Origin of the sequence: Clostridioides sp. ZZV15-6598, assembly GCF_020657705.1 — a bacterium.
In the GTDB taxonomy this organism is placed as follows: Bacteria; Bacillota; Clostridia; order Peptostreptococcales; family Peptostreptococcaceae; genus Clostridioides; species Clostridioides difficile_F.
The window spans coordinates 1-381 of record NZ_JAGWCS010000345.1; the positions used below are offsets into that span (position 1 = coordinate 1).

At 29.4% G+C, this 381-nt stretch carries 1 protein-coding gene; it reads right to left on the reverse strand.

The window, feature by feature from the left end:
- Positions 1–58: helix-turn-helix domain-containing protein (locus KGF50_RS22635; protein ID WP_139037914.1), on the reverse strand; the 58-nt coding region annotated here is incomplete at its 3' end.
- Positions 59–381 lie beyond the last annotated feature (323 nt).

A 381-nucleotide genomic window follows, 5' to 3' on the forward strand; every position in this document is an offset into this window, starting at 1 on the left:
CTTGCTGTTTTTTATTTGGATACATTCTAAACTTATAAGCTTTTTCCACTACTACCACCTCACTTTACTTGTTTTTTATGATTATATTAATACTGGATATCTATATTTTACACACCTTACTATATGGTATTGTACTAAATATGTATATCCCATGAGTCACTTCCATTTTTCATCACCCATAATAACATTAACAAATGCAATTGCTTAAAACAAGTATTTTGAAGGTTTTTGTATTTATTTTCAAATAACATATGTAAGAACCGTAAGTCTTAACTTTTATCATTTTTGAGGTTGTTGTTCACACAAGTTCGCTACTACCTATGCAGTTCTCTTATGAACTTCTTACACTTTCATGCAAGCACAGACTATATCTTATCCTTC